Source organism: Pseudomonas tructae, from assembly GCF_004214895.1.
In the GTDB taxonomy this organism is placed as follows: Bacteria; Pseudomonadota; Gammaproteobacteria; order Pseudomonadales; family Pseudomonadaceae; genus Aquipseudomonas; species Aquipseudomonas tructae.
On sequence record NZ_CP035952.1, the window covers coordinates 935,300 to 955,781 of the forward strand.

The following is a 20,482-nucleotide window of genomic DNA, read 5'->3' on the forward strand; positions in this document are numbered from 1 at the left end:
GGAAAAATCGTCGCGGTCGGTGCGTTTGCGCGCAATGGTAGCAGGAAACGGCAGGGAGTTTGTGGGCGCGGCGAAGCGGCCAGCACAGCACACGGTCTACAGGGTACTGAGCCCCTGCCAGTGCTTGGCGCCGACAAAGATGAAGCGCAGTTGCTGGGTGATCTTCTCTTGGGCGCTGATCGATTCGGCGGCATTGGCGCTCGGTTCGTCGATCAGCTCCGGCAGGGTGGCGAACACGGTTTTCACCACCAGGTCGGCCATCACCGCCAGGGCCGCGGCGTCCAGGTGCTGCCAGCGCGGCATGCGCGCAAGGTCGGTGGCCAGGTCCGAGCTGATGCCCTGGCGCAAGTCGCCGATGGCCTGGCGTACCGGCTGCGAGCCGCCGTACTGCTCGCGGGCGAGGAACAGAAACTGGGCGCGGTTGGCCGCGACCACGTCGAGAAAGATCCGTACCGAGGCATCGGTGATGCCACCGAGCTCGAATTCGTTCTGGCGCACCAGGCGGATGGTCTGGCGGAAGGTTTCGCCGACTTCATTGACCAGGACCAGGCCCAGTTCGTCCATGTCGACGAAGTGCCGGTAAAAGCCGGTGGGGACGATGCCTGCGGTTTTCGCCACTTCGCGCAGGCTGATGCTGCCGAAGCCTCGACCGCTTTCCATCAGGTGGCGGGCGGCATCCAGCAGGGCTTGGCGGGTCTGTTGCTTTTGTTCGGCGCGCGGCAGCATGGCAAGTATCGGCAGGCAATGAAACAGCCCTGCACTCTAATAGCCTGGCGCCAGAAAAACAAAGCCCGGTCAATGGACCGGGCTGGGAGGGGAGCTGCTACAGCGCTGGTGTCTGTTGTTGTCTGGCATAGGCTTCAGCTCGCGCGCTGGTTTTCGATCAGACGATCAGATCCACCTTCTGCGACTTGGAAGCGTGCATTCAGACGGTCAGAACCACCTTCGGCTACTTTGAAATACTGTTTCACGCGATCAGAACCACCCTCGGCCACTTTGACTCGGTCGTTCAGGCGATCGGCACCGCCTTCGGCGACACGATTGTTACGCTCCAGCAGCCGATCCGAGCCACCTTCGGCCAGTGGATTGAGCGGTTGCGAGATTACCGTCGAACTCGAGCTCGAGCGCGATTCGGCGGTCAGGGCCTGTTCGGCAGCGGGTACGGCAAAAGCGTTGGCAGCCAGGATGGACAGGGACAGGCTAAGCAGTAATTGGCGTTTCATGGTTCGGTGCTCCTCGGTGGGGCTGGAAAGTGGGTACGGAGCCAATGCTACGCCGGGAAACGCCAGATAAAAGTTCATAAAGATAATGGTAACAATCAACGGAATTGATGTTTTGCCGCGACTGCTCTGGATAGCGGCTTAGCGCTTGATGGGCCATGGTGTGCAAGCTGTTACCGACGCCGCCGAAGGGGGTAACGATCGACAAAAGTTGAGAGAAGGGTCAGCAAAAATCTCGTTATCATGGCTGATCGATTAAACCCCTCGGGATTTCATCAGTCCGAAGAGATAGATGCCATCAGCGCCCCCCGATTTTTGCCCTGCAGCCCTGCGGAGAACCGTGCAATGACGCGCCCTGCCAAAATCTTCACCTGGACCCTGACCAGCCTGCTGCTGGTCCTGGGCGTACTGGTGATCGTCATCGCCACCTTCGACTGGAACCGGATCAAGCCGACCCTCAACGCCAAGGTCTCCGAAGCGCTGCACCGGCCTTTTGCGATCAATGGCAACCTGGCGGTGCGCTGGCAGCGTGAGCCGGAGCAGGGTGGTTGGCGTGCCTGGCTGCCGTGGCCGCATTTCATTGCCGAGGACCTGACCCTGGGCAACCCGGACTGGCTCAAGGAACCGCAGATGGTCGGCCTCAAGCGTGTCGAGTTCCGCCTGGCGCCGCTGCCGCTGCTGGTGCAGCAGATCGTCATCCCGCGTATCGACCTCAACCAGCCGACCGCCAGCCTCAAGCGCCTGGCCGATGGCCGTGCCAACTGGAACTTCGACTTCGGGCCCAGGGATGACCAGGCCGAACCCTCGCAATGGGTGCTGGATATCGGCGCTATCGGCTTCGACAAAGGCCAGGTCAGCCTCGACGACCAGAGCCTGAAGACTCAACTGGACGTGCTGATCGACCCACTGGGCAAGCCGATCCCGTTCAGCGATATCGTCGGCAAGGGGGCCGCGCAAAAGGCCGGTGCCGCCCAGGATTATGCCTTCGGCCTCAAGGTCAAGGGCCGCTACAAAGGCCAGGCGCTGGCCGGTACCGGCAAGATCGGCGGTCTGCTGGCGCTGCAGGACGCGGCGCAACCGTTTCCGCTGCAGGCCGAGATGGCCATTGGCGCTACCCGTATCGCGGTCGCTGGCACCCTCACTGATCCGCGCAATCTCGGTGCGCTGGACCTGCGCTTGCGACTCTCCGGTACCAGCCTTGGAAACTTGTATCCGCTGACCGGCGTGACGTTGCCCGACTCGCCGCCCTATGCCACCGATGGTCATCTCACGGCCAAGTTGCATGAGCCCGGCGGCGCGCTGTTTCGCTATGAAGACTTCAACGGCAAGATCGGTGACAGCGATATCCATGGCGAGCTGGCCTTTGTCGCCAGTCAGCCGCGGCCGAAACTGACCGGCAAGCTGGTCTCCAATCAGTTGCTGTTCAAGGACCTGGCGCCGCTGATCGGTGCCGATTCCAATGCCCAGCAGAAAGCCCGAGGCGGTGCCAGCAAGCAACCGACGGGCAAGGTGTTGCCGGTCGAGGCGTTTCGTACCGAACGCTGGCGGAGCATGGATGCCGACGTGACCTTCAGCGGCAAGCGCATCGTGCACAGTGCCGAACTGCCGTTTACCGATCTCTCCAGCCACTTTGTTCTCGACGATGGCGTGCTGCGCCTGGAACCGCTGCGCTTTGGCATTGCCGGTGGCAAGCTCGACGCCCAGGTGCGCCTGGATGGCCGTAGTGTGCCGTTGCAGGGGCGAGCGCAATTGAGCGCGCGCAACTTCAAGCTCAAGCAGTTGTTCCCGACCTTCGAGCCGATGAAGACCAGCTTCGGGGAGCTCAATGGCGACGCCGACCTGAGCGGGCGTGGCAACTCGGTAGCGACTTTGCTGGCCACGGCCAATGGCGACCTGAAGATGCTGATCAACGATGGCGCGATCAGCCGTGGGTTGATGGAAATCGCCGGGCTCAACGTTGGCAACTATGTGGTCGGCAAGCTGTTTGGCGACAAGGACGTGAAGATCAATTGCGCGGCGGCCGATTTTGGTATCAAGGATGGCCTGGCCAGTACCCGGGTGTTTGTCTTCGATACCGAGAACGCGATCATCTATATCGACGGCACGGCCAACTTCGCCAGCGAGCAGTTGGACCTGAAGATCAACCCCGAATCCAAGGGCGTGCGCCTGATCTCGTTGCGTTCACCCTTGTATGTGCGCGGGCCGTTTGCCAAGCCCAGCGCTGGCGTGCAGGCATTGCCACTGGCGTTGCGCGGTGTGGGCATGGTCGCGCTGGGGGTTGCAGTGGGGCCGGCGGCCGGATTGCTGGCACTGATCGCGCCCAGTGGCGATGTGCCGAATCAGTGCACGCCGTTGCTGGAGCAAATGAAGACCGGCAAGGCGCCGCGGGCGGTGAAGGCGGGTTGAGGAAAAGCAATCGCGGGGCAAGCCCGCTCCTACTCGGTGGTGTAGGAGCGGGCTTGCCCCGCGATCAGGTTCAAAGCCCCTGGAGCAGATCCGCCATATCGTCGGCGTGCTCTTCTTCCTGGGCCAGGATGTCTTCGAAGATGCGCCGGGTGGTCGGGTCGCTCTCGCCGATGTAGCGGATGATCTCGCGGTAACTGTCGATGGCGATCCGCTCAGCGACCAGGTCTTCAAGGACCATCTCCTTGAGGTTGCTGCCCGCGACGTACTGGGCATGGGAGTTCTTGCTCAGGTTGTCCGGATTCAGGTCCGGCTCGCCGCCCAGCTGGACGATACGTTCGGCCAGTTTATCGGCGTGCTCCAGCTCCTGGGTGGCGTGTTCGAGGAACTCGTCAGCCGCGACACTGGCCTTGATCCCGCTGGCCATGTAGTAGTGGCGTTTGTAGCGAAGGGCGCAGACCCACTCGGTAGCCAGCGACTCGTTGAGCAGGCGCAGGATCGTTTTCCGGTCGGCGCTGTAGCCTTCAGTCACGGCGCCCTTCTCGACATGCTGGCGGGCGCGTTCACGCAAGGTTTTGACATCAGTCAGTTCAACGTTGCTCATCATCATCTCCAGGCTGAAATCGGCGAGATATTCACGCACTGTTGGCGCGCTGGTTACTTAAACTGTGAGTGGCCTGCGGGCAAAAAAGTTTTACACGTGGGATTTGGCCTTCTCGACGGCGTCGTCATCGGCCTGGCGTTGTGCACAGGTCTTGAAGCCTTTGGCGTCGACATGGCCGGTGGCATCGAAGCGGACGTAGTAAGCCTGCTGCTGGCCTTCGCGGTTGAGGATGTAGTTGTTGCAGGTACCGCCGTGAGGCAGGTCGATCACGGTCGAGGGGCTGCCGCCAATGGCGATCACCCGTTGCATGGTCATGCCGTTCTCGACGTGCTTGACCAGCGGTTGCTCACGGTACGTGACGTAGTCCACCGGGTTTTCCGGGCGGCTGCCGCAAGCTGCGAGGGTGAAGGTGGTCAGCACAATGGCCAAGGTCTTTTGGTACATGGTTGAGCTCCTTGCTGAGGGTCTATTGACTTGGAACCCCAGCGCGCGGCGGGAGTTCGATTGCGATTGCCTTCGAGGTGCCTGTAGTGTTGGGCGACTGTCCACGGAACGGGAAATGCAGCCATGGCCCAAGGGCTCGCTACACGTTATCCACTGGTGCTGGTGCCGGGCATGCTCGGGTTTGTCCGCCTGCTGCTGTATCCCTACTGGTACGGCATCGTTTCGGCGTTGCGCCGGGGCGGGGCCAAGGTGTTCGCCGTGCAGGTTTCGCCGCTCAACTCATGCGAGGTGCGCGGCGAGCAGTTGCTACTGATCATCGCCGATATCCGTGAGCGTACCGGGGCCGACAAGGTCAACCTGCTCGGCCACAGCCAGGGCGCCCTGACCGCGCGTTACGCCGCGGCCAAGCGGCCGGAGTGGGTGGCTTCGGTGACCTCGATCGCCGGCCCCAACCATGGCTCTGAGCTGGCCGATTACCTGCTCGAACACTACCCTGGCGATTCCGCGCGTGGTCGCCTGCTCAAGGCGTTGTTGCATGGGCTGGGGGTATTGATGGGCTGGCTGGAAACCGGCTGGCGCGGGCCGACATTGCCGATCGACGTACACGCCTCGCACCATTCACTGACCCGTGCCGGTGTGGCGTTGTTCAACCAGGCTTATCCACAGGGCTTGCCGAGCACCTGGGGCGGCGAAGGCCCTTACGAGGTCAACGGTGTGCGCTACTACTCCTGGTCCGGCACCCTGCAACCGGGCCTGACCGACCGCGGCCTCAATCGTCTGGATGGCAGCAACCGCTTCTGCCGCCTGTTCGCCCGCACCTTCGTGCGGGAAAAGGGCCAGTGCGACGGCATGGTCGGGCGCTTCAGTTCGCACCTGGGGCAGGTGATCGGCGATGACTACCCGCTCGATCACCTGGACATCGTCAATCAGTCGTTGGGCGCGGTGGGCAAGGGCGCGGAACCGCTGCGGCTGTTCACCGAACATGCCGCCAGGCTCAAGGCTGCGGGGCTGTAGTGCTGCGCCGCAGGGGTGTCTTCCAGCGTTCGGCGAGGATCACCCCGACCAGGGTCAACAATCCGCCCACCAGGTGATAGAGAGCCAGTTGCTCGCCCAGTACCAGGGCCGCAATGACCGCCGTGACTGCTGGCAGCAAGTTGAAGAACAATGTCGTGCGGCTCGGGCCCAGGCGGTTGACCCCCTGCATCCAGGCCAGCGGCGCGATCATCGAGGCCAGGACGCAGGCGTAGATCACCAGGCCGATGTTGCCGGTGCCCAGGCCGGTCTTTGGCGAGAACAGGAACAGCGGAAACAGCACGATGATTGCCACCAGTACCTGCAGGTACAGCAGTTGCAGGGGCGGGATGCGCAACTGCCACTTTTTCAGCAGGGTGCTGTACACCGCATAGGCCAGGGTGGCGATCAGCATCAGCGCATCGCCGCCGTTGAGACCGTGTTGCACCAGCACCGCCAGGTCGCCAGCCGACACCACCACCAGCACACCGATGAACGACACCACTGCGCCAATCAGCGCGCCGATGGTCAGTCGCTGGCCTAGGCTGATGATTGCCAGGGCCAGGGACATCAGTGGCATCAGCGAGAGGATGATGCCCATGTTGGTGGCGCTGGTGATGGCGGCGGCGAAGTAGGCCAGGCTCTGGTACACCGCCATGCCGAGCACGCCAAGGATAAAGACTTTGCCCAGGTTCGGGCCGATGGCCGCCCAGTTGCGCAACACCGGCCGCAACAGGAAGGGGGTGAACAGCAGGCCGGCCAGCAGCCAGCGATAGAAGCCGATTTCGGCCGGGAAGATCGCCCCGGCAGACATCTTGGTGACCACGGTATTGCCGGCCCAGATGAAGATTGCCAGCAATGGAAACACATAATTCATGGAACGGGAGCTCTTGAAGGTACAGGCGGTTATTATCCGCTTGTCTGTCCTGTTGCTTATACTTGTATCCAGACAACCTGCGCATAGATCCAGACAGCATGTCGATCAAATACCTGAACATCCCGCAATTCGAAGCGTTGCCGGCCCCGGTGTACTTCCGTTACGACGAGTTCGGCGCCGATACTCACAGCGCCGCACACCGGCACGCCTGGGGCCAGCTCAACTATGCGGCCCACGGCATCATGCACCTGGAAGTCGACGGCCAGCGCTTCATCTCGCCGCCACACTATGCGGTGTGGATGCCGCCTGACACCGAACACAGTTGTTACAACCCGCAGGCCATTGTCTATCGCTCGGTGTACCTGGACCGCAGCGTGTGCGAAGGCCTGCCTGGTGAGCCCTGCACCCTGGTGATCAGCGACATTCTCAAAGCCATTCTTGGCGACTTCGCTGCCCGTGACGTCAGGGTTGCCGAAGATGAAGCCGACCAGCGTCTGGCACAGGTGCTGGTCGACCAACTGCGCCGTGCACCGACCCAGACGTGCTACCTGCCGTACGCACGTAGCGCGAGCCTTAACGAGGTGCTCCAGGCCCTGCATGCCGAGCCCGGCGACAATCGCCCACTCGGCCACTGGGCGCAGCGTGTTCATGTCAGCGAACGCACCTTGGCCCGGCAGTTTATCCGCGAGTTGGGCATGAGCTTTGGCGAGTGGCGCCTGCGCTTACGTTTTTTGCGCGCCATCGAGGCACTGGAGCAGAACCTGCCGATCCAGCAGATTGCCTTCGACCTGGGTTACAGCAGCGCCTCGGCGTTCATCGCCATGTTCCAGCGCCAGGCCCACTGCACGCCCGAGCAGTATCGGCGGCAGGCGCGCGCTGGTGGTTTGTAAGATTTTTTGTCTACACTCACGGCAAGGCTGCGCACCCGGCGCGGCGACCAGGAGAAAGCGCCATGAAGCGGGTGCGTGTGCCATTGCTGTTGCTCGGTTTGCTGATGTGTTCCCAAGGCTTTGCCGCCACCGCGCAACAGGAGAAAATGAAAACCTGTAACGCCGATGCCACCACTCAGGCGCTCAAGGGCGATGAACGCAAGGCGTTCATGAGTACCTGCCTCAAAGCCAAGCCTGCGACCCAGCAGGACAAGATGAAGACCTGCAACGCCGACGCCACCACCAAAGCGCTCAAGGGCGATGAGCGCAAGGCCTACATGAGCGACTGCCTGAAGAAAAAATAACCGGCATCAATCGTCGGCGTAAGTCACCGACTCGAGCCGGTCCAGGCCCCTGCCGAGAAACAGCGAGAATGGCCGGCCGGCGCGGTTGGCCAGCTCTCGGCAGTCATCCTGAGCCATCCCTATGCGCTGGTCTGTGCCTGAGTTGAGGTTAAGGCTCTGTTTGCCCAATGAACCGATCTCAAAGGCCATTTCGAAGGGGCCGTAAGGGTTGCGCTGCAACGTCCTCTGGGCTTGCCAGGCCTTGATCTGGCCGTTGCCGATTCTTTGCTTGAGCGTCGGATCCTTGAAATCAAAGCGTGCCGGCACCGTGGCGTAACGCATCTGGTCGTATTCGAGGACCACCTGCGCACGTTCCGATGGGCCTTCCTCGATCTGCACGATCGACCTGAGCTTGAACGGCCCGCCCGAGACTTTGGCCAGCACATGGCAGGTGATGATGCTCGACACTTCGCTCTTGTTCGAGGCCGCAAGCATGCGATCCTGGAGCGAGGCGGTGGAAAGCGCCTCGATACGATCGCCAAGCTCAAGCTTGAGGGTGACCGGCCCCTTGATCTTTTCCAGCGGCTCCCTCCAGACCTGGAATTGGGGGGCCAGTGCCTGCGGTTCAAGGGTGACGTCGACGTCCCAGGAGGTGGCGGCGCGCGCCCGGGGAATTTCGTCGAAAAAGTCACGCAGGGCTTTGCGCTTGGTGACATCGAGTGAGCGTGAGACGCTGATCACAATGGTCTGCGGGTGGTCGTGATCCAGCTCGACCTCAATGTCCTTGGGGTCGATATGAAGTGCCAGGATGGCGTTGTACAGGTCGTCGCCGTATTGCGGGGCGAGATCACCGTAGAAGGTTCTTACCGACTGCGCAAAGTGCAGGGTGGCGAAATCCTCCGAACAGCCGCCAAGCAGTATCAGGGGGATCAGGACAAGCAGTTTGCGCATGGTCTGGAACTCTTTGCCTTGAAGGTGGGAAGGCACAGAGGGACTTCTGTTTCGCTTACCTGCGAATGCACCTCAAGGGCGCCGCCGTTCCATCGGGGGCGGCAATCATAGAAACATCACGAGCGCATTGCCAGCCGCAGTGCTGCTGCGTGCCACTATGCCTGCCGGGCGAAGGCTGGCAGACTGCCGGTTTTCCATGCCGTCGCCTTTCGAGGTTGTATGACCTTTACTCAGCGCCAGATCACCCTGGCCAGTTGGATCATCGTCTTCACCGGCCTGTTGCTGGTGTTGCCGCTCAAGTTGTTGCCAAGCCTGTTGGCCGGGCTGCTGGTGTTCGAACTGGTCAACATGCTTACGCCCAAGCTGCAGCACCTGATAGCGGGCCAACGGGCACGCTGGCTGGCGGTAGCGTTGCTCGGCACCCTGGTGGTCAGCACCCTGACGTTGCTGTTTGCCGGTGCCATCAGCTTCCTGTTGCATGAAGCGGAAAACCCCGGCGCGTCGCTGGATAAATTCATGCTGCTGGTCGACCAGGCCCGTGGGCAGTTGCCGCCGTTCATCGACGCCTATCTGCCGGCCAGCGCCTCGGAGTTCAAGGTGGCCATCGGCGAGTGGCTCAAGACCCACCTGGGTGAGTTGCAACTGGTCGGCAAGGGCGCGGCGCACATGTTCGTCACCCTGCTGATCGGCATGATCCTCGGCGCCATTGTTGCCCTGCAGCGCATCCCCGACATCTCCAAGCGCAAGCCCCTGGCAGCGGCGCTGTTCAACCGTCTGGCGCTGCTGGTGCAGGCGTTTCGCAACATCGTGTTTGCGCAGATCAAGATTTCCCTGCTCAATACCTTCTTCACCGGGATCTTCCTGGCCGTGGTGCTGCCGCTGTTCGGTGTGCACCTGCCGCTGACCAAGACCCTGATCGTACTGACCTTCCTGCTCGGCCTGCTGCCGGTGATCGGCAACCTGATGTCCAACACCCTGATCACCATCGTCGGGCTGTCGTTGTCGATCTGGGTGGCGATGGCGGCGCTGGGTTACCTGATCGTTATCCACAAGGTCGAGTACTTCCTCAACGCGCGGATCGTGGGTGGGCAAATCAGTGCCAAGTCGTGGGAATTGTTGCTTGCGATGCTGGTGTGCGAGGCGGCGTTCGGCTTGCCGGGGGTGGTGGCGGGGCCGATTTACTATGCCTATCTGAAGAGTGAGTTGCGTCAGCAAGAATTGGTTTGAATTTTATCGCGGGGCAAGTCGAGTCGTCGCACCGCCGCTCCCACCATCACTTTGTGGGAGCGGCGGTGCGACGACTCGACTTGCCCCGCGATGCTTTCAGCCGTAACGCTTGCGCGCCTCGATCGCCAAACCGCTGCCAATGCTGCCAAAGATGTTGCCTTCGACATGCCGCGCGTTCGGCAGCATCGCCGCCACGCTATGGCGCAAGGCCGGGATGCCGCTGGAACCACCGGTGAAGAACACCGTATCCACTTGTGCCACACCCACGCCAGCCTTGCTCAGCAACTCGCTGACACTGCCGCGTACGCGTTCGAGCAGGTTGTCGATCGACTCTTCGAACAGCGCCCGGGTCAGTTCGACACTGAGGCCCGACTCGACCCGTTTGAGGTCGACCAGGCGGCGGTCGTTCTGGGTCAGTTCGATCTTGGTTTCTTCCACTTCCATCGCCAGCCAGTGACCAGCGCGCTGTTCGATCAGCTTGAACAGCCGGTCGATGCCGTCGGTGTCCTCGATGTCGTAGCGCATGCTGCCCAGGGCCAGCTGGGATTTTTGCGAGTACACCGAGTTGATGGTGTGCCAGGTGGCCAGGTTCATGTGGTGACTGGTGGGCATGAAGGCGCCGCTTTTCATCCGGCTGCCGTATCCGAACAGCGGCATCACGCCCTGCAGGCTCAGTTGCTTGTCGAAGTCGGTACCGCCAATGTGCACGCCGCCGGTGGCGAGGATGTCCTGCTGGCGGTCGTCGAGCATGTGCCGCTCAGGGGCCAGGCGCACCAGGGAGAAGTCGGAGGTACCGCCGCCGATGTCGACGATCAGCACCAGCTCTTCGCCCTGGATGTTCGACTCGTAGTCGAAGGCGGCGGCAATCGGTTCGTACTGGAACGACACGTGCTTGAAGCCGATCTTCTTCGCCACTTCAGCCAGGGTGTCTTCAGCCTCCTGGTCGGCGGCCTGATCGTCATCGACGAAATGCACCGGGCGGCCCAGCACCACCTCGTCGAAGGCACGGCCGGCATTGGCCTCGGCGCGCTTTTTCAGCTCGCCGATGAACATGCCCAGCAGGTCCTTGAATGGCAACGCGGTACCCAGCACGCTGGTGTCGTGCTTGATCAGCTTGGAACCCAGCAGGCTCTTGAGCGAGCGCATCAGGCGACCTTCATAGCCTTCAAGGTACTCGTGCAGGGCCAGGCGGCCGTACACCGGGCGGCGCTCCTCGATGTTGAAGAACACCACCGACGGCAGAGTGATCTTGCCGTCTTCCAGGGCGATCAACGACTCCACGCCCGGGCGGTGCCAGCCGACGGTGGAGTTGGAGGTGCCGAAGTCGATGCCGCAGGCACGGGCCGGAGATGCTTGACTCATGGGTTGTACTTCCGGGGAAAAACGGCCGCGCAGTTTATGCCAGCTGGCAGCAGAATCAAGACCGATTATCTGCTTTGCGGCAAACCCATGAGCACCTTGAAAGGCTATGCTTGACCCCAATCTATACCAGCATTCGATTAACCCATGGTGATTCCATAGATGGACTTCAAAGACTACTACAAGATTCTTGGCGTGGAGCCCACTGCGGATGACAAGGCGATCAAGACCGCCTACCGCAAGCTTGCGCGCAAGTATCACCCCGACGTCAGCAAAGAGCGTGACGCCGAGGATAAATTCAAGGAGGCCAACGAGGCCTATGAAGCCCTGAGCAGCCCGGAAAAACGTGCCGAGTACGACGAACTGCGCAAGTACGGCCAGCATGGCCGGCCTTTCCAGGGCCCGCCTGGCTGGCAAAGCCGTGGCTCGTCAGGTGCTGAGAGCTTCGGTGACGGTGGCGATTTTTCCGATTTCTTCAGCTCGATCTTCGGTTCGCGCGGTGGCAACGGCAATCCTTTTGGCCGCGGCCAGCAACGCAGTGCCGGACGGCGGGGGCAGGACGTGGAAATGGAACTGGCGATTTTCCTTGAGGAAACCCTGTCCAGCGAATCCAAGCAGATCAGCTTTCAGGTGCCGCAGCACAACGCCAGCGGCCAGCGCACCGGTTTTACCACCAAGACCCTGAATGTGAAGATCCCGGCCGGTGTCAGCGACGGCGAGAAGATTCGCCTCAAGGGCCAGGGCGCGCCGGGCATCGGTGGCGGCGCCAATGGCGACCTGTTCCTGACCATTCGCATGGCACCGCATCCGCTGTTCGATGTCGAAGGTCATGACCTGATCATTACCGTGCCACTGGCGCCGTGGGAAGCTGCGCTGGGCACCAAGGTGGCGATGCCGACCCTGACCGGCAAGGTCAACCTGACCATTCGTCCGGACAGCCAGAACGGTCAGCGCCTGCGGATCAAGGGCATGGGCCTGAGCAACAAGCAGGGCCAGCGTGGCGACCTGTACGCGCAATTGAAAGTGGTGATGCCCAGCCAGTCCGATGCCGCTGCTCGCGAGCTGTGGAGCAAGCTGTCGGAGAAGGCTGCATTTAACCCGAGGACACAATGGAGTAGCTGATCATGAGCGGTACCCTGATCGTTGAACTGGACATGCAGACCCTCTGTCAGGAAGCCGATCTACCGGCGGCCTATGTGATCGAAATCGTCGAACACGGCATTGTCGAGCCTTCCGGGCGAACGCCGGAAGACTGGCTGTTTGACGATCAGGCGCAAGTGCTGGCCAAGCGCGCGGCCAAGTTGCACCACGACCTGCAACTGGAGTGGGAAGGGGTGGCACTGGCGCTGGAGCTGCTGGAAGAGGTCCAGCAGCTGCGCAGCGAGAACAGCATGCTCAGGCAGCGCCTGGGGCGGTTCGTGCAGGGCTGATCGCGGACATGTGGGAGCGGGCTTGCCCCGCGAACAGGGCCCAGAGACCTACAGCAACTTGAAGTATAACGCCGTCGCCCGGTAGGTCCCATCCGGCCCACAAGCATAATCCGGAATCTCCCCGGCCTTGCTGTACCCTTGCGAGCGATAAAAAACCTCGGCATCCGACCCTGCCTCGGTATCCAGGTACAACATGCCACGCTGCTTTTGCCGCGCCGCCAGTTCCAGTGCCTGCATCAGTTGCTGGCCCAGGCCGCGGCGCCGCGCCGCGCTGTGCACCAGCAGCTTTTGCACTTCGGCGCGGTTCAAGCCATTGGGTTTGAGGCACAAGCCCAGTTGCACACTGCCCAGCACTTCCTTGTCCTTGCCCACCACCCACAGCAGCAGCTCGCCGCTGACCAGGCGTTGGCGCACTTCTTCGAAATAGCGCTCGGACTGCTGAGCATCGATACCCTCCAGAAAACCCACCGAGGCGCCGTGTTGCACGGCATCGAGCAGCAATGCCACCAGGCCGTCACGGTAATAGGCAAAGCTTTCATGGGTTACACGATTGAGCTGCGCAGCATTCATGGGCGTCATTCCATTGTCGGGGGCGGGGCGTCGGGGTTGAGGATCAATTGCATGAAGGTCAGGTCCAGCCAGCGGCCAAATTTCACGCCGACCTGGGGCATCTGCCCGTTGAGGGTGAAACCCAGGCGCTGGTGCAGGCGAATCGAGGCGGCGTTGCCGCTTTCGATGGCGGCAACCATCACGTGCTTGTTACAGGTGCGGGCCCGCTCGATCAGCGCTTGCATCAGTGTGGGACCCAGGCCGATACCTCGCTGGTCGCTGCGGATGTACACCGAATGCTCGACGGTATGGCGAAAACCTTCGAATGCCCGCCAGTCACCAAACGAAGCATAGCCCAGTACCTGGTCGGCAGCGTCCACCGCCACCAGGACCGGATAACCCTGGACCTGGCGGGCATCGAACCAGGCCTGGCGGTTGGCCAAGTCGACCACTTGTTCATTCCAGATTGCCGTGGTGTTGAGCACGGCGTCGTTGTAGATCTCGCGAATGCCTGGCAGGTCGGCAGGCACAGCATCGCGCAGCAGGTAAGTCATGGCAGGTTCTCGAGCAGGGGCACGGTGATAGGCTCAGGTTAAATGGTTACCAGGCCGCGCACACCCTCGGCTTGCATGTTTTCGCCACGCGACATCACCAGGTACTGGTCGGCAAGCTCGGCGATCACCGCGCAGGATGTGGCTGCCGCCGGAATATTGGTGCAGGGAGTCCTGGGTCAGCAACTGGCGGCCCTTTTCGGCGAACAGCGGCCAGTTCGAAGCCGGGTCGACCACCACCGGTTCCAGCAGTTTGCAGCTGACGCCGCCCTTGGCGTTGATCTGTTCGATGGTCATCAGGGCCACTCACCTGCACAGCATTGGATCGCGCAGGTATGATCGCCGTCTTCAATACCGCTCAAGGACGATGGCAGTGATCAAATACGTGGGCGCAGCAATGTTGGCCGGGTTGTGGGTGGCAATGGGGCAGGCGCAGGCCGGTGAACCGTCCTCGTTGTACTTTCGCTGCACCATGACCAAGGCCCAGTACGCCGAGGCCAAGGCCGCTCCACCGGGCGGGGCGCCAGCCTTCGATGATTGGCAGCAATGGTTCGACAGCCAGGGGATGTATGGCCCCGGCAAGGTCCGCAGCGAAGACCTGCGGCCGCTGGTGGCGCGTAACTTGCGCGAGCTGGTCGGCGTCACTGGCTGGGGCACGTACTCGGAGTACGACGAGAAGGCCGGGGCCTGGCAGTTCGCCCTGTTGCAGTTCAGCGAAAACTACGGCGAGATGATCTCGCTGCTGGCGCCACTGCGCAGCGTCGCGCCTTACTGCGCCGCCGACTCCGACAGCTTCATGCTGGTCTACTCATACATCTGGGGCGACGGCGACAATGCCTACCTGACCCTCAATGGCCGCAGCCAGTTCGCCAAGGCACCGACGCCGGCCCAACGCAAGGAGGCCGACGCGGTGCTGGCCAAATTGCTCAAGGCCAGCGAGGGCTGATCAGCCCTGGCGGGAGCTGACGCTTTCAAGCTGAGCCTGACGATTGCGCCGCACAAACTGGTAAGTGACCGCCAGCAGCACGAACCACAGCGGCGTGACGATCAGGGCCTGGCGGGTGTCGTGCTCCAGGCTCAGCAGCACCAGGATGAAGGCGAAGAACGCCAGACACACCCAGCACATGAAGCGCCCGCCGGGCATCTTGTACTTCGAGGCCTGGTGCAGCGCCGCACGCTGTTTGCGGTAGTTCAGATACGACAGCAGGATCAGGGTCCAGACGAACATGAACAGGATCGCCGAGACCGTGGTCACCAGGGTGAAGGCTTCGATCAGGTCGGGGACCACATACATCAGTGCTGCGCCCAGCAACAGGCAGGTGCAGGAAAAGTACAGACCGTTGGCCGGCACCTTGCGGCTGGACAGGTGTTCGAAACTGCGTGGCGCATCACCCTGCTGGGCCAGGCCGAAGAGCATGCGGCTGGTCGAGAACACGCCGCTGTTGGCCGAGGACGCCGCCGAGGTCAGCACCACGAAGTTGATGATACTGGCCGCTGCCGGCAGGCCGGCGAGCACGAACAGTTCAACGAATGGGCTCTTGCCCGGCACCACATCACGCCATGGTGTCACGGCCATGATGGTGATCAGCGCCAGCACGTAGAACACGATGATGCGCACCGGGATCGAGTTGATTGCGCGCGGCAGGTTGCGCTCCGGGTTCTTGGCTTCGGCGGCAGTGGTGCCCACCAGTTCGATGCCGACGAAGGCAAATACGGCAATCTGGAAACCGGCAAAAAAGCCCATCAAGCCGTGGGGGAACATGCCCTGGTCATTCCACAGGTTGGCAAGGTCGGCGGTGCGCCCGGCGGGCGACTGGAAGCCGGACATGACCATGTACAGGCCGGTACCCACCAGGGCGACGATGGCGATGATCTTGATCATGGCGAACCAGAACTCGATCTCGCCGAACATTTTCACCGTGATCAGGTTCAGCGACAGCAGCAGGCCGACACAGGCAAGCGCCGGTGCCCATTGCGGCAGATCGGGAAACCAGAACTGCGAATAGGCCGAGATCGCGATGACGTCGGCGATGCCGGTGATGATCCAGCAGAACCAGTAGGTCCAGCCGGTGAAGTAGCCGGCCCAGGGCCCGAGCAGGTCGGCGGAGAAATCGATGAACGACTTGTAGTTGAGGTTCGACAGCAGCAGTTCGCCCATGGCGCGCATGACGAAGAACAGCATGAAACCGATGATCATGTAGACGAAGATGATCGACGGGCCGGCCAGGCTGATGGTCTTGCCTGAGCCCATGAACAGCCCGGTGCCGATGGCGCCACCGATGGCGATCAGCTGGATATGGCGGTTGGACAGGCTGCGTTGCAGGTGTTCATGGTCGTCAGGGGCGGGATGTTGCGGGGGCAGGTTCGCGGTCATAGGCAGGCATTCCGTTGAGGTCAGTCTTGTTGTGCGCCGCTAGGCTAACACGCGCCTTCCTGGCGCTAGCGCGACAATACGTCTCAAGGCGCGGGCGGTGTTGACCGTGGTCAACGTCGGCGCATCAGGCCGATAAAGAACAATCCGCCGATGGCGGCGGTGGCGATGCCGATCGGCAGGTCCTCTGGCGAGATCAGGGTGCGCGCGGCGACGTCGACCCAGATCAGGAACAGGCTGCCCAGCAGCAGGCACACCGGCAGCAGGCGGCTGTGCTCGGCACCGACCAGGCGCCGGGCAATGTGCGGCACCATCAGGCCGACAAAACCGATCGAGCCACTGATCGCCACCAGCACGCCGGTCAGCAGCGAGCAGATCAAAAAGGCCAGCAGGCGCACTTTGCGCGCATTCAGGCCAAGGGTCACGGCGGTCTGCTCGCCGGCCATCAGGGCGTTCAGCGAACGGGCCATGCCCAGCAGCAAGGCCAGGCCCAGCAACACGCTGACGGTTGGGATCGGCAGCAGCTCCCAGCGCGCCAGGCCCAGGCCGCCGAGCATCCAGAACATCACCGCCGAGCTTGCCCGGTGATCCCCCAGAAACAGCAGCAGATTGGCCGCCGCCATCATCACAAAGGCCACCGCTACACCGCAGAGCAGCAGGCGGTCGCTGTCCAGGCGGCCGTGGCGGCTGGCAATGGCCAGCACCAGCAGCATGCTGCACAGCGCGCCGATAAAAGCCGCCAGCGGCAAGGTCAGGACGCCGAGCAGTTCGCCGATATGCAGCACTACCAGCACTGCCCCCAGAGTCGCCCCAGAGGTGACGCCAAGCAGGTGCGGGTCGGCCAGCGGGTTGCGCGTTACGGCTTGCAACACCGCGCCGATCATCGCCAGGCCACCGCCCACCAGCGCTGCCAGTAGCATGCGCGGCACCCGGATCAACCAGACGATATGCTCCTGTCCGGTGGTCCATGCAGGCATTTCAGGTGTAATGCCCAACAGCTTGAACAACAGCACGCGCCACACCACGTCGACCGGCACCGGCGCCGAACCGAAGCCCAGCGAGACCACGCAGGACACCAGCAGCAGGCCGAACAGACCGAGCAGCAACAGCCGGTGCCGGGAGTTTGCCGACCTCATGCGCCGTGCAGGCTCTTGGCGATGGTCTCGATGGCTTCGACGTTCTCAAGGCTTGGCGTGGCAGCCACGTAAGTAATGACCACGAAGCGCTTGTTGCGGATTGCATCCACCGATTGCAGGGCCGGGTGCTGTTCGAGGAACGCCTGCTTCTGCGCAGCGCTGACCTCGCCGTAGTCGACGATGACGATGACCTCGGGGTTGCGTTCGACCACGCTTTCCCAGTTGACCCGGGTCCAGCTGGCCTCGATGTCGTCGAGTACATTGCGCCCGCCCGCTGCGGCAATCAGTGCTTCAGGCATCCCCAGGCGTCCGGAGGTCATGGCCCGGTCTTCGCCGCTGTCATAGAGGAACACCCGGGGGCGCTGGGCCGGCAAGTGCTGCTGGACCACGGCCACGCGCTGTTGCATCGCGCTGATCAACTGCTCGGCACGCGCCTGCACGTCGAAGATCCTGCCAAGGTTGCGCAGGTCGGTGTAGGTGTCCTCCAGGCTGGCCGCCGGGCGCTTCATGACGAAGGCGCACGACTCGGTCAGCTCATACACCGGGATGCCCAGCGGCGCCAGGCTTTGTGGCGTCAGGTCGCCGCCAACGCGCATGCCGTAGTCCCAGCCGGCGAACAGGAAGTCGACATTGGCATTGAGCAGGGTTTCCACCGACGGGTACTTGGCCGCCAGTTCCGGCAATCCGTCGAGTTGCTTGCGCAATTCCGGCGTCACCGCCTTCCAGCCGCTGACGCCACTGTAGCCGACCATGCGCGAGCGCAGGCCGAGGGCGAGCATCATCTGGGTCATGTTGATGTCGTGGCTCAGGGCATGCTCCGGGGCCTGGGTGAAGGTCACCTGGCGGTTGCAGCTCTGCACGGTCAAGGGGTATTGGGTGGCCTCGGCGAAAGCGCCGGGGCTGGCCAGCAGCAAGGCCAGGCCAAGCAGCAGGGTGGATCGAATCATCGCTGGGTTATCCAGGTAAGGCGTGGGTGGTCAGCCAGAGGATGGCGGTCGATCAGTGCTTGTACACCGAATACCTCCTGCAGCAATTCGGCAGTCAGTACCTGATCGGGTGTGCCACTGGCGACGATGCGCCCGTGGTCGAGCACGTACAGGCGATCGCAGAAGGCCGCCGCCAGGTTCAGGTCATGGATGCTCGCCAGGGTACCGATGCCCAGGCGCCGCACCTGCTGTAGCAGCTCCAGCTGATAACGCGGGTCAAGGTGGTTGGTCGGCTCATCGAGGATCAATACCTGGGGTTGCTGGACCAGGGCGCGGGCAAGGATCACCCGCTGTTTTTCACCGCCCGACAGGCTGGCGAAGGTGTGGTCGTCGAAGCCCTGCAGGCCGACCGCCTGCAAGGCCTGTTGCACCAACTGGCGATCTTCATGGCTGTCGCCGTCGAACAGACCTTTATGGGGCGTACGGCCCATGGCGACCACTTCTTCGACATTCAGGCCGAAAGCATCGGGAAATTCCTGCAGGACCACGGCGATACGCTGGGCGCACCAGCGCGACGATTGCTGCCACAGGTCATGTTCGCCCAGGCGTACCTGGCCCCGCTCCGGTTTGTTGAAACGGTAGGCGCAACGCAACAGGCTGGTCTTGCCGCTGCCGTTGGGGCCGATCAGACCGACGAATTCGCTGGCGCCGACCTGCAACTCAACGTCGCGCAACTGGAACTGGTGGTGGCAGTGGCCGTGGCCCAGGGGCGACCAGTGCAGGTCGCGGATACTCAGGGTGCTCATCAAGGTCCTGCGGGCCCGAAAAATCAGGGGCCTATGTTAACGGATTTGCTGTAGAAGCGGCGGGTGGCCAGGCGATCCACCAGCCACACCAGCAGCATCGAGCCGCCCACTAGCGGAAACACCACCCCCAGCATCAGCATGATCACGGTCGCGGTCTTCCAGCGCGGCAGGTCATGGCGCAGCGGCGGTACGCCAAGGCCACCTTCGGGACGACGCTGCCACCACATCACCAGGCCGCTGACCGAGCCGAGCAGGATCATCAGGCAGATCAGCAACACGATGAGTTGATTGAGCGGGCCGAACATCTTGCCTTCGTGGAGCATTACCCCCAGCTCGGTGGCGCGGGCGACGTTGCTGTAATCCTGCCAGCGAACGTCCACCAGGACCTTGCCGGTGTACTGGTCGATATGCAGGGTGGCATCGTTGCGTGGGTCGTCGGCGAACACGGCAATGGTGTATACGCCTTCGGCGCTGGTCGGCAGGGTGATGCTGTAGCCAGGTTCGACGCGGCGCGTGATGGCCAACTCTTCGACTTGTTGCAGGCCGATTTTCGGCGCCGCCGGTGTGCTGGAACCCATGTTGTGGCCGGCATGCTCGGCGTGAGCGCCCGATTGCGGCATCGGTGTGTTTTCCATGGCCCAGGGCACGGTCTGGCGACTGGCGCTGTTGAGCTCTCGGGCTTGCTGGTCGGATTGCGGTACGTCGTTCCACATCGCTGCCGGAAAGCGGTTCCACAGGTCGGCATACTGCTTGCCCCAGAACCCGGTCCAGGTCATGCCGCTGAGCAGCATCAACAGCAGCAGGGCCGAACCCCAGAATCCGCTGACCGCATGCAGGTCGCGCCATAGCAGACGCCCGCGGGCGTTCAGGCGTGGCCAGAGCACGCCAGCACTGCGTTTGCCCCGCGGCCACCAGAGGTACAGGCCGGAGACCACCAGCACCACGCCCCAGCCGGCGGCCAGCTCCACCAGGCGATCACCCGTGGTGCCGATCATCAGTTCGCCGTGCAGAGCGCGGGCCACGGCCTGCAGGTTGTTTTTCGCGTCCTGCTCGCCCAGCAGCGTGCCGCGGTAGGGGTCGACGAACACATTCAATTCACGGCCATCGTTGTGCACCACGAACTGCGCACTGCGGTCACTGGCCTGCGCGGGTAGGTACTGGCTGACCTGGCCTTTGGGGTAGGCCTGCTGCACGCTTTGCAGCAGGCTGTCGGCGTTGTGCCGCTGCTGCCCGGCCTCGACCACCAGCAAGTCGCGGTACAGCAACGGGTCGAGTTGCGGCTTGAACAGGTAGATGATCCCGGTGATCGCCAGCACGATCATGAACGGCGCAACGAACAAGCCTGCGTAAAAATGCCATCGCCAGGCCAGGTTGTAGAAGGATACGTGCGGTTTGCTCATGGAG

At 62.4% G+C, this 20,482-nt stretch carries 22 protein-coding genes and 2 pseudogenes; 8 read left to right on the forward strand and 16 right to left on the reverse strand.

The genetic code is table 11. The annotated features are described in order from the left end of the window. Window positions 1-96: 96 nt before the first annotated feature. Window positions 97-726 (reverse strand): HTH-type transcriptional repressor FabR, encoded by a 630-nt coding sequence (fabR, locus tag EXN22_RS04220; RefSeq protein ID WP_130262893.1) that lies wholly within the window; start codon window positions 724-726, stop codon window positions 97-99. 134 nt (window positions 727-860) lie between these two features. After that, window positions 861-1,223 (reverse strand): hypothetical protein, encoded by a 363-nt coding sequence (locus tag EXN22_RS04225; RefSeq protein ID WP_130262894.1) that lies wholly within the window; start codon window positions 1,221-1,223, stop codon window positions 861-863. 342 nt (window positions 1,224-1,565) lie between these two features. Here EXN22_RS04225 and EXN22_RS04230 point away from each other — a divergent pair, with 342 nt between their 5' ends. Continuing rightward, window positions 1,566-3,626 (forward strand): AsmA family protein, encoded by a 2,061-nt coding sequence (locus EXN22_RS04230; protein ID WP_130262895.1) that lies wholly within the window; start codon window positions 1,566-1,568, stop codon window positions 3,624-3,626. A gap of 70 nt (window positions 3,627-3,696) precedes the next feature. Here EXN22_RS04230 and EXN22_RS04235 read toward each other — a convergent pair whose 3' ends face one another. Then, window positions 3,697-4,227: a ferritin-like domain-containing protein gene (locus EXN22_RS04235; protein ID WP_130266750.1), complete on the reverse strand. Its 531-nt coding sequence runs from the start codon at window positions 4,225-4,227 to the stop codon at window positions 3,697-3,699. Window positions 4,228-4,317: 90 nt separating this feature from the next. Continuing rightward, a complete protein-coding gene (gene osmE / locus EXN22_RS04240) occupies window positions 4,318-4,671 on the reverse strand; it encodes an osmotically-inducible lipoprotein OsmE (protein WP_130262896.1) in 354 nt (117 codons plus the stop codon). Window positions 4,672-4,794: 123 nt separating this feature from the next. Between osmE and EXN22_RS04245 the strand changes: the two genes are divergently transcribed. Beyond that, window positions 4,795-5,685: an esterase/lipase family protein gene (locus tag EXN22_RS04245; protein WP_130262897.1), complete on the forward strand. Its 891-nt coding sequence runs from the start codon at window positions 4,795-4,797 to the stop codon at window positions 5,683-5,685. Here the strand turns inward: EXN22_RS04245 and EXN22_RS04250 are convergent. Further along, complete coding sequence (locus tag EXN22_RS04250; protein WP_130262898.1) at window positions 5,666-6,559, reverse strand: DMT family transporter; 894 nt, start codon at window positions 6,557-6,559, stop codon at window positions 5,666-5,668. The two genes, EXN22_RS04245 and EXN22_RS04250, sit on opposite strands and share 20 nt — an antisense overlap. A 98-nt stretch (window positions 6,560-6,657) precedes the next feature. On the opposite strand from EXN22_RS04250, the gene EXN22_RS04255 reads away from it, so the two are divergent. After that, window positions 6,658-7,449 (forward strand): AraC family transcriptional regulator, encoded by a 792-nt coding sequence (locus EXN22_RS04255; RefSeq protein WP_130262899.1) that lies wholly within the window; start codon window positions 6,658-6,660, stop codon window positions 7,447-7,449. Between the two features lie 62 nt (window positions 7,450-7,511). Continuing rightward, the gene (locus EXN22_RS04260) at window positions 7,512-7,793 is read left to right on the forward strand and encodes a PsiF family protein (RefSeq protein ID WP_130262900.1); all 282 of its coding nucleotides are present in this window, start codon (window positions 7,512-7,514) and stop codon (window positions 7,791-7,793) included. Between the two features lie 6 nt (window positions 7,794-7,799). On the opposite strand, the gene EXN22_RS04265 is transcribed toward EXN22_RS04260, so the two are convergent. Then, window positions 7,800-8,723 carry a hypothetical protein gene (locus EXN22_RS04265; RefSeq protein ID WP_130262901.1) on the reverse strand — a complete coding sequence of 308 codons (924 nt, stop codon included), beginning with the start codon at window positions 8,721-8,723 and terminating at the stop codon, window positions 7,800-7,802. A 219-nt stretch (window positions 8,724-8,942) separates the two neighbouring features. On the opposite strand from EXN22_RS04265, the gene EXN22_RS04270 reads away from it, so the two are divergent. Then, entirely contained in the window at window positions 8,943-9,950 is a 1,008-nt protein-coding gene (locus EXN22_RS04270; RefSeq protein WP_045196927.1) for an AI-2E family transporter, read from the forward strand. A 96-nt stretch (window positions 9,951-10,046) separates the two neighbouring features. Here the strand turns inward: EXN22_RS04270 and EXN22_RS04275 are convergent, their stop codons facing one another. Further along, window positions 10,047-11,312, reverse strand: coding sequence for an Hsp70 family protein (locus EXN22_RS04275; RefSeq protein ID WP_130262902.1), 1,266 nt, complete (start codon window positions 11,310-11,312; stop codon window positions 10,047-10,049). A gap of 159 nt (window positions 11,313-11,471) precedes the next feature. Between EXN22_RS04275 and cbpA the strand changes: the two genes are divergently transcribed. Together cbpA and EXN22_RS04285 are read left to right on the forward strand one after the other, a co-directional pair. Next, window positions 11,472-12,431 carry a curved DNA-binding protein gene (gene cbpA, locus EXN22_RS04280; RefSeq protein WP_130262903.1) on the forward strand — a complete coding sequence of 320 codons (960 nt, stop codon included), beginning with the start codon at window positions 11,472-11,474 and terminating at the stop codon, window positions 12,429-12,431. Window positions 12,432-12,433: 2 nt separating this feature from the next. Next, window positions 12,434-12,739, forward strand: a complete 306-nt coding sequence (locus tag EXN22_RS04285; protein WP_130262904.1) for a chaperone modulator CbpM — start codon at window positions 12,434-12,436, stop codon at window positions 12,737-12,739. A gap of 48 nt (window positions 12,740-12,787) precedes the next feature. On the opposite strand, the gene EXN22_RS04290 is transcribed toward EXN22_RS04285, so the two are convergent. The 4 genes and pseudogenes from EXN22_RS04290 to EXN22_RS04305 form a co-directional block, all read right to left on the reverse strand. Then, window positions 12,788-13,309, reverse strand: a complete 522-nt coding sequence (locus EXN22_RS04290) for a GNAT family N-acetyltransferase (protein ID WP_130262905.1) — start codon at window positions 13,307-13,309, stop codon at window positions 12,788-12,790. 5 nt (window positions 13,310-13,314) lie between these two features. Continuing rightward, a complete protein-coding gene (locus EXN22_RS04295) occupies window positions 13,315-13,842 on the reverse strand; it encodes a GNAT family N-acetyltransferase (protein ID WP_130262906.1) in 528 nt (175 codons plus the stop codon). A gap of 38 nt (window positions 13,843-13,880) precedes the next feature. Then, window positions 13,881-13,964: pseudogene (locus EXN22_RS04300) on the reverse strand (branched-chain amino acid ABC transporter ATP-binding protein); the annotation flags it as partial. A gap of 40 nt (window positions 13,965-14,004) precedes the next feature. Continuing rightward, window positions 14,005-14,145 (reverse strand): annotated as a pseudogene (locus EXN22_RS04305) (transporter substrate-binding protein); the annotation flags it as partial. A gap of 61 nt (window positions 14,146-14,206) precedes the next feature. Between EXN22_RS04305 and EXN22_RS04310 the strand changes: the two are divergent. Further along, a complete protein-coding gene (locus tag EXN22_RS04310) occupies window positions 14,207-14,785 on the forward strand; it encodes a hypothetical protein (protein WP_165392182.1) in 579 nt (192 codons plus the stop codon). Here the strand turns inward: EXN22_RS04310 and cycA are convergent, their stop codons facing one another. The 5 genes from cycA to EXN22_RS04335 form a co-directional block, all read right to left on the reverse strand. Beyond that, entirely contained in the window at window positions 14,786-16,213 is a 1,428-nt protein-coding gene (gene cycA, locus EXN22_RS04315) for a D-serine/D-alanine/glycine transporter (protein ID WP_130262907.1), read from the reverse strand. It lies immediately after the preceding gene. Window positions 16,214-16,323: 110 nt separating this feature from the next. Next, a complete protein-coding gene (locus EXN22_RS04320; protein ID WP_130262908.1) occupies window positions 16,324-17,346 on the reverse strand; it encodes a FecCD family ABC transporter permease in 1,023 nt (340 codons plus the stop codon). Further along, entirely contained in the window at window positions 17,343-18,293 is a 951-nt protein-coding gene (locus EXN22_RS04325; protein WP_130262909.1) for an ABC transporter substrate-binding protein, read from the reverse strand. The genes EXN22_RS04320 and EXN22_RS04325 overlap by 4 nt, the downstream gene beginning before the upstream one ends. Then, window positions 18,290-19,078 carry an ABC transporter ATP-binding protein gene (locus EXN22_RS04330; RefSeq protein WP_130262910.1) on the reverse strand — a complete coding sequence of 263 codons (789 nt, stop codon included), beginning with the start codon at window positions 19,076-19,078 and terminating at the stop codon, window positions 18,290-18,292. The genes EXN22_RS04325 and EXN22_RS04330 overlap by 4 nt, the downstream gene beginning before the upstream one ends. A 23-nt stretch (window positions 19,079-19,101) precedes the next feature. Then, on the reverse strand, window positions 19,102-20,478 hold the full coding sequence (locus EXN22_RS04335; protein ID WP_130262911.1) for a PepSY-associated TM helix domain-containing protein: 1,377 nt from the start codon (window positions 20,476-20,478) through the stop codon (window positions 19,102-19,104). Window positions 20,479-20,482: the final 4 nt, after the last annotated feature.

Excerpts from the sequence above, each read along its gene's own strand:
- fabR (WP_130262893.1), bottom strand. The coding sequence starts at position 726 with ATGCTGCCGCGCGCCGAACAAAAGCAACAGACCCGCCAAGCCCTGCTG.
- EXN22_RS04225 (WP_130262894.1), bottom strand. The coding sequence starts at position 1,223 with ATGAAACGCCAATTACTGCTTAGCCTGTCCCTGTCCATCCTGGCTGCC.
- EXN22_RS04230 (WP_130262895.1), top strand. The coding sequence starts at position 1,566 with ATGACGCGCCCTGCCAAAATCTTCACCTGGACCCTGACCAGCCTGCTG.
- EXN22_RS04235 (WP_130266750.1), bottom strand. The coding sequence starts at position 4,227 with ATGAGCAACGTTGAACTGACTGATGTCAAAACCTTGCGTGAACGCGCC.
- osmE (WP_130262896.1), bottom strand. The coding sequence starts at position 4,671 with ATGTACCAAAAGACCTTGGCCATTGTGCTGACCACCTTCACCCTCGCA.
- EXN22_RS04245 (WP_130262897.1), top strand. The coding sequence starts at position 4,795 with ATGGCCCAAGGGCTCGCTACACGTTATCCACTGGTGCTGGTGCCGGGC.
- EXN22_RS04250 (WP_130262898.1), bottom strand. The coding sequence starts at position 6,559 with ATGAATTATGTGTTTCCATTGCTGGCAATCTTCATCTGGGCCGGCAAT.
- EXN22_RS04255 (WP_130262899.1), top strand. The coding sequence starts at position 6,658 with ATGTCGATCAAATACCTGAACATCCCGCAATTCGAAGCGTTGCCGGCC.
- EXN22_RS04260 (WP_130262900.1), top strand. The coding sequence starts at position 7,512 with ATGAAGCGGGTGCGTGTGCCATTGCTGTTGCTCGGTTTGCTGATGTGT.
- EXN22_RS04265 (WP_130262901.1), bottom strand. The coding sequence starts at position 8,723 with ATGCGCAAACTGCTTGTCCTGATCCCCCTGATACTGCTTGGCGGCTGT.
- EXN22_RS04270 (WP_045196927.1), top strand. The coding sequence starts at position 8,943 with ATGACCTTTACTCAGCGCCAGATCACCCTGGCCAGTTGGATCATCGTC.
- EXN22_RS04275 (WP_130262902.1), bottom strand. The coding sequence starts at position 11,312 with ATGAGTCAAGCATCTCCGGCCCGTGCCTGCGGCATCGACTTCGGCACC.
- cbpA (WP_130262903.1), top strand. The coding sequence starts at position 11,472 with ATGGACTTCAAAGACTACTACAAGATTCTTGGCGTGGAGCCCACTGCG.
- EXN22_RS04285 (WP_130262904.1), top strand. The coding sequence starts at position 12,434 with ATGAGCGGTACCCTGATCGTTGAACTGGACATGCAGACCCTCTGTCAG.
- EXN22_RS04290 (WP_130262905.1), bottom strand. The coding sequence starts at position 13,309 with ATGAATGCTGCGCAGCTCAATCGTGTAACCCATGAAAGCTTTGCCTAT.
- EXN22_RS04295 (WP_130262906.1), bottom strand. The coding sequence starts at position 13,842 with ATGACTTACCTGCTGCGCGATGCTGTGCCTGCCGACCTGCCAGGCATT.
- EXN22_RS04310 (WP_165392182.1), top strand. The coding sequence starts at position 14,207 with ATGGCAGTGATCAAATACGTGGGCGCAGCAATGTTGGCCGGGTTGTGG.
- cycA (WP_130262907.1), bottom strand. The coding sequence starts at position 16,213 with ATGACCGCGAACCTGCCCCCGCAACATCCCGCCCCTGACGACCATGAA.
- EXN22_RS04320 (WP_130262908.1), bottom strand. The coding sequence starts at position 17,346 with ATGAGGTCGGCAAACTCCCGGCACCGGCTGTTGCTGCTCGGTCTGTTC.
- EXN22_RS04325 (WP_130262909.1), bottom strand. The coding sequence starts at position 18,293 with ATGATTCGATCCACCCTGCTGCTTGGCCTGGCCTTGCTGCTGGCCAGC.
- EXN22_RS04330 (WP_130262910.1), bottom strand. The coding sequence starts at position 19,078 with ATGAGCACCCTGAGTATCCGCGACCTGCACTGGTCGCCCCTGGGCCAC.
- EXN22_RS04335 (WP_130262911.1), bottom strand. The coding sequence starts at position 20,478 with ATGAGCAAACCGCACGTATCCTTCTACAACCTGGCCTGGCGATGGCAT.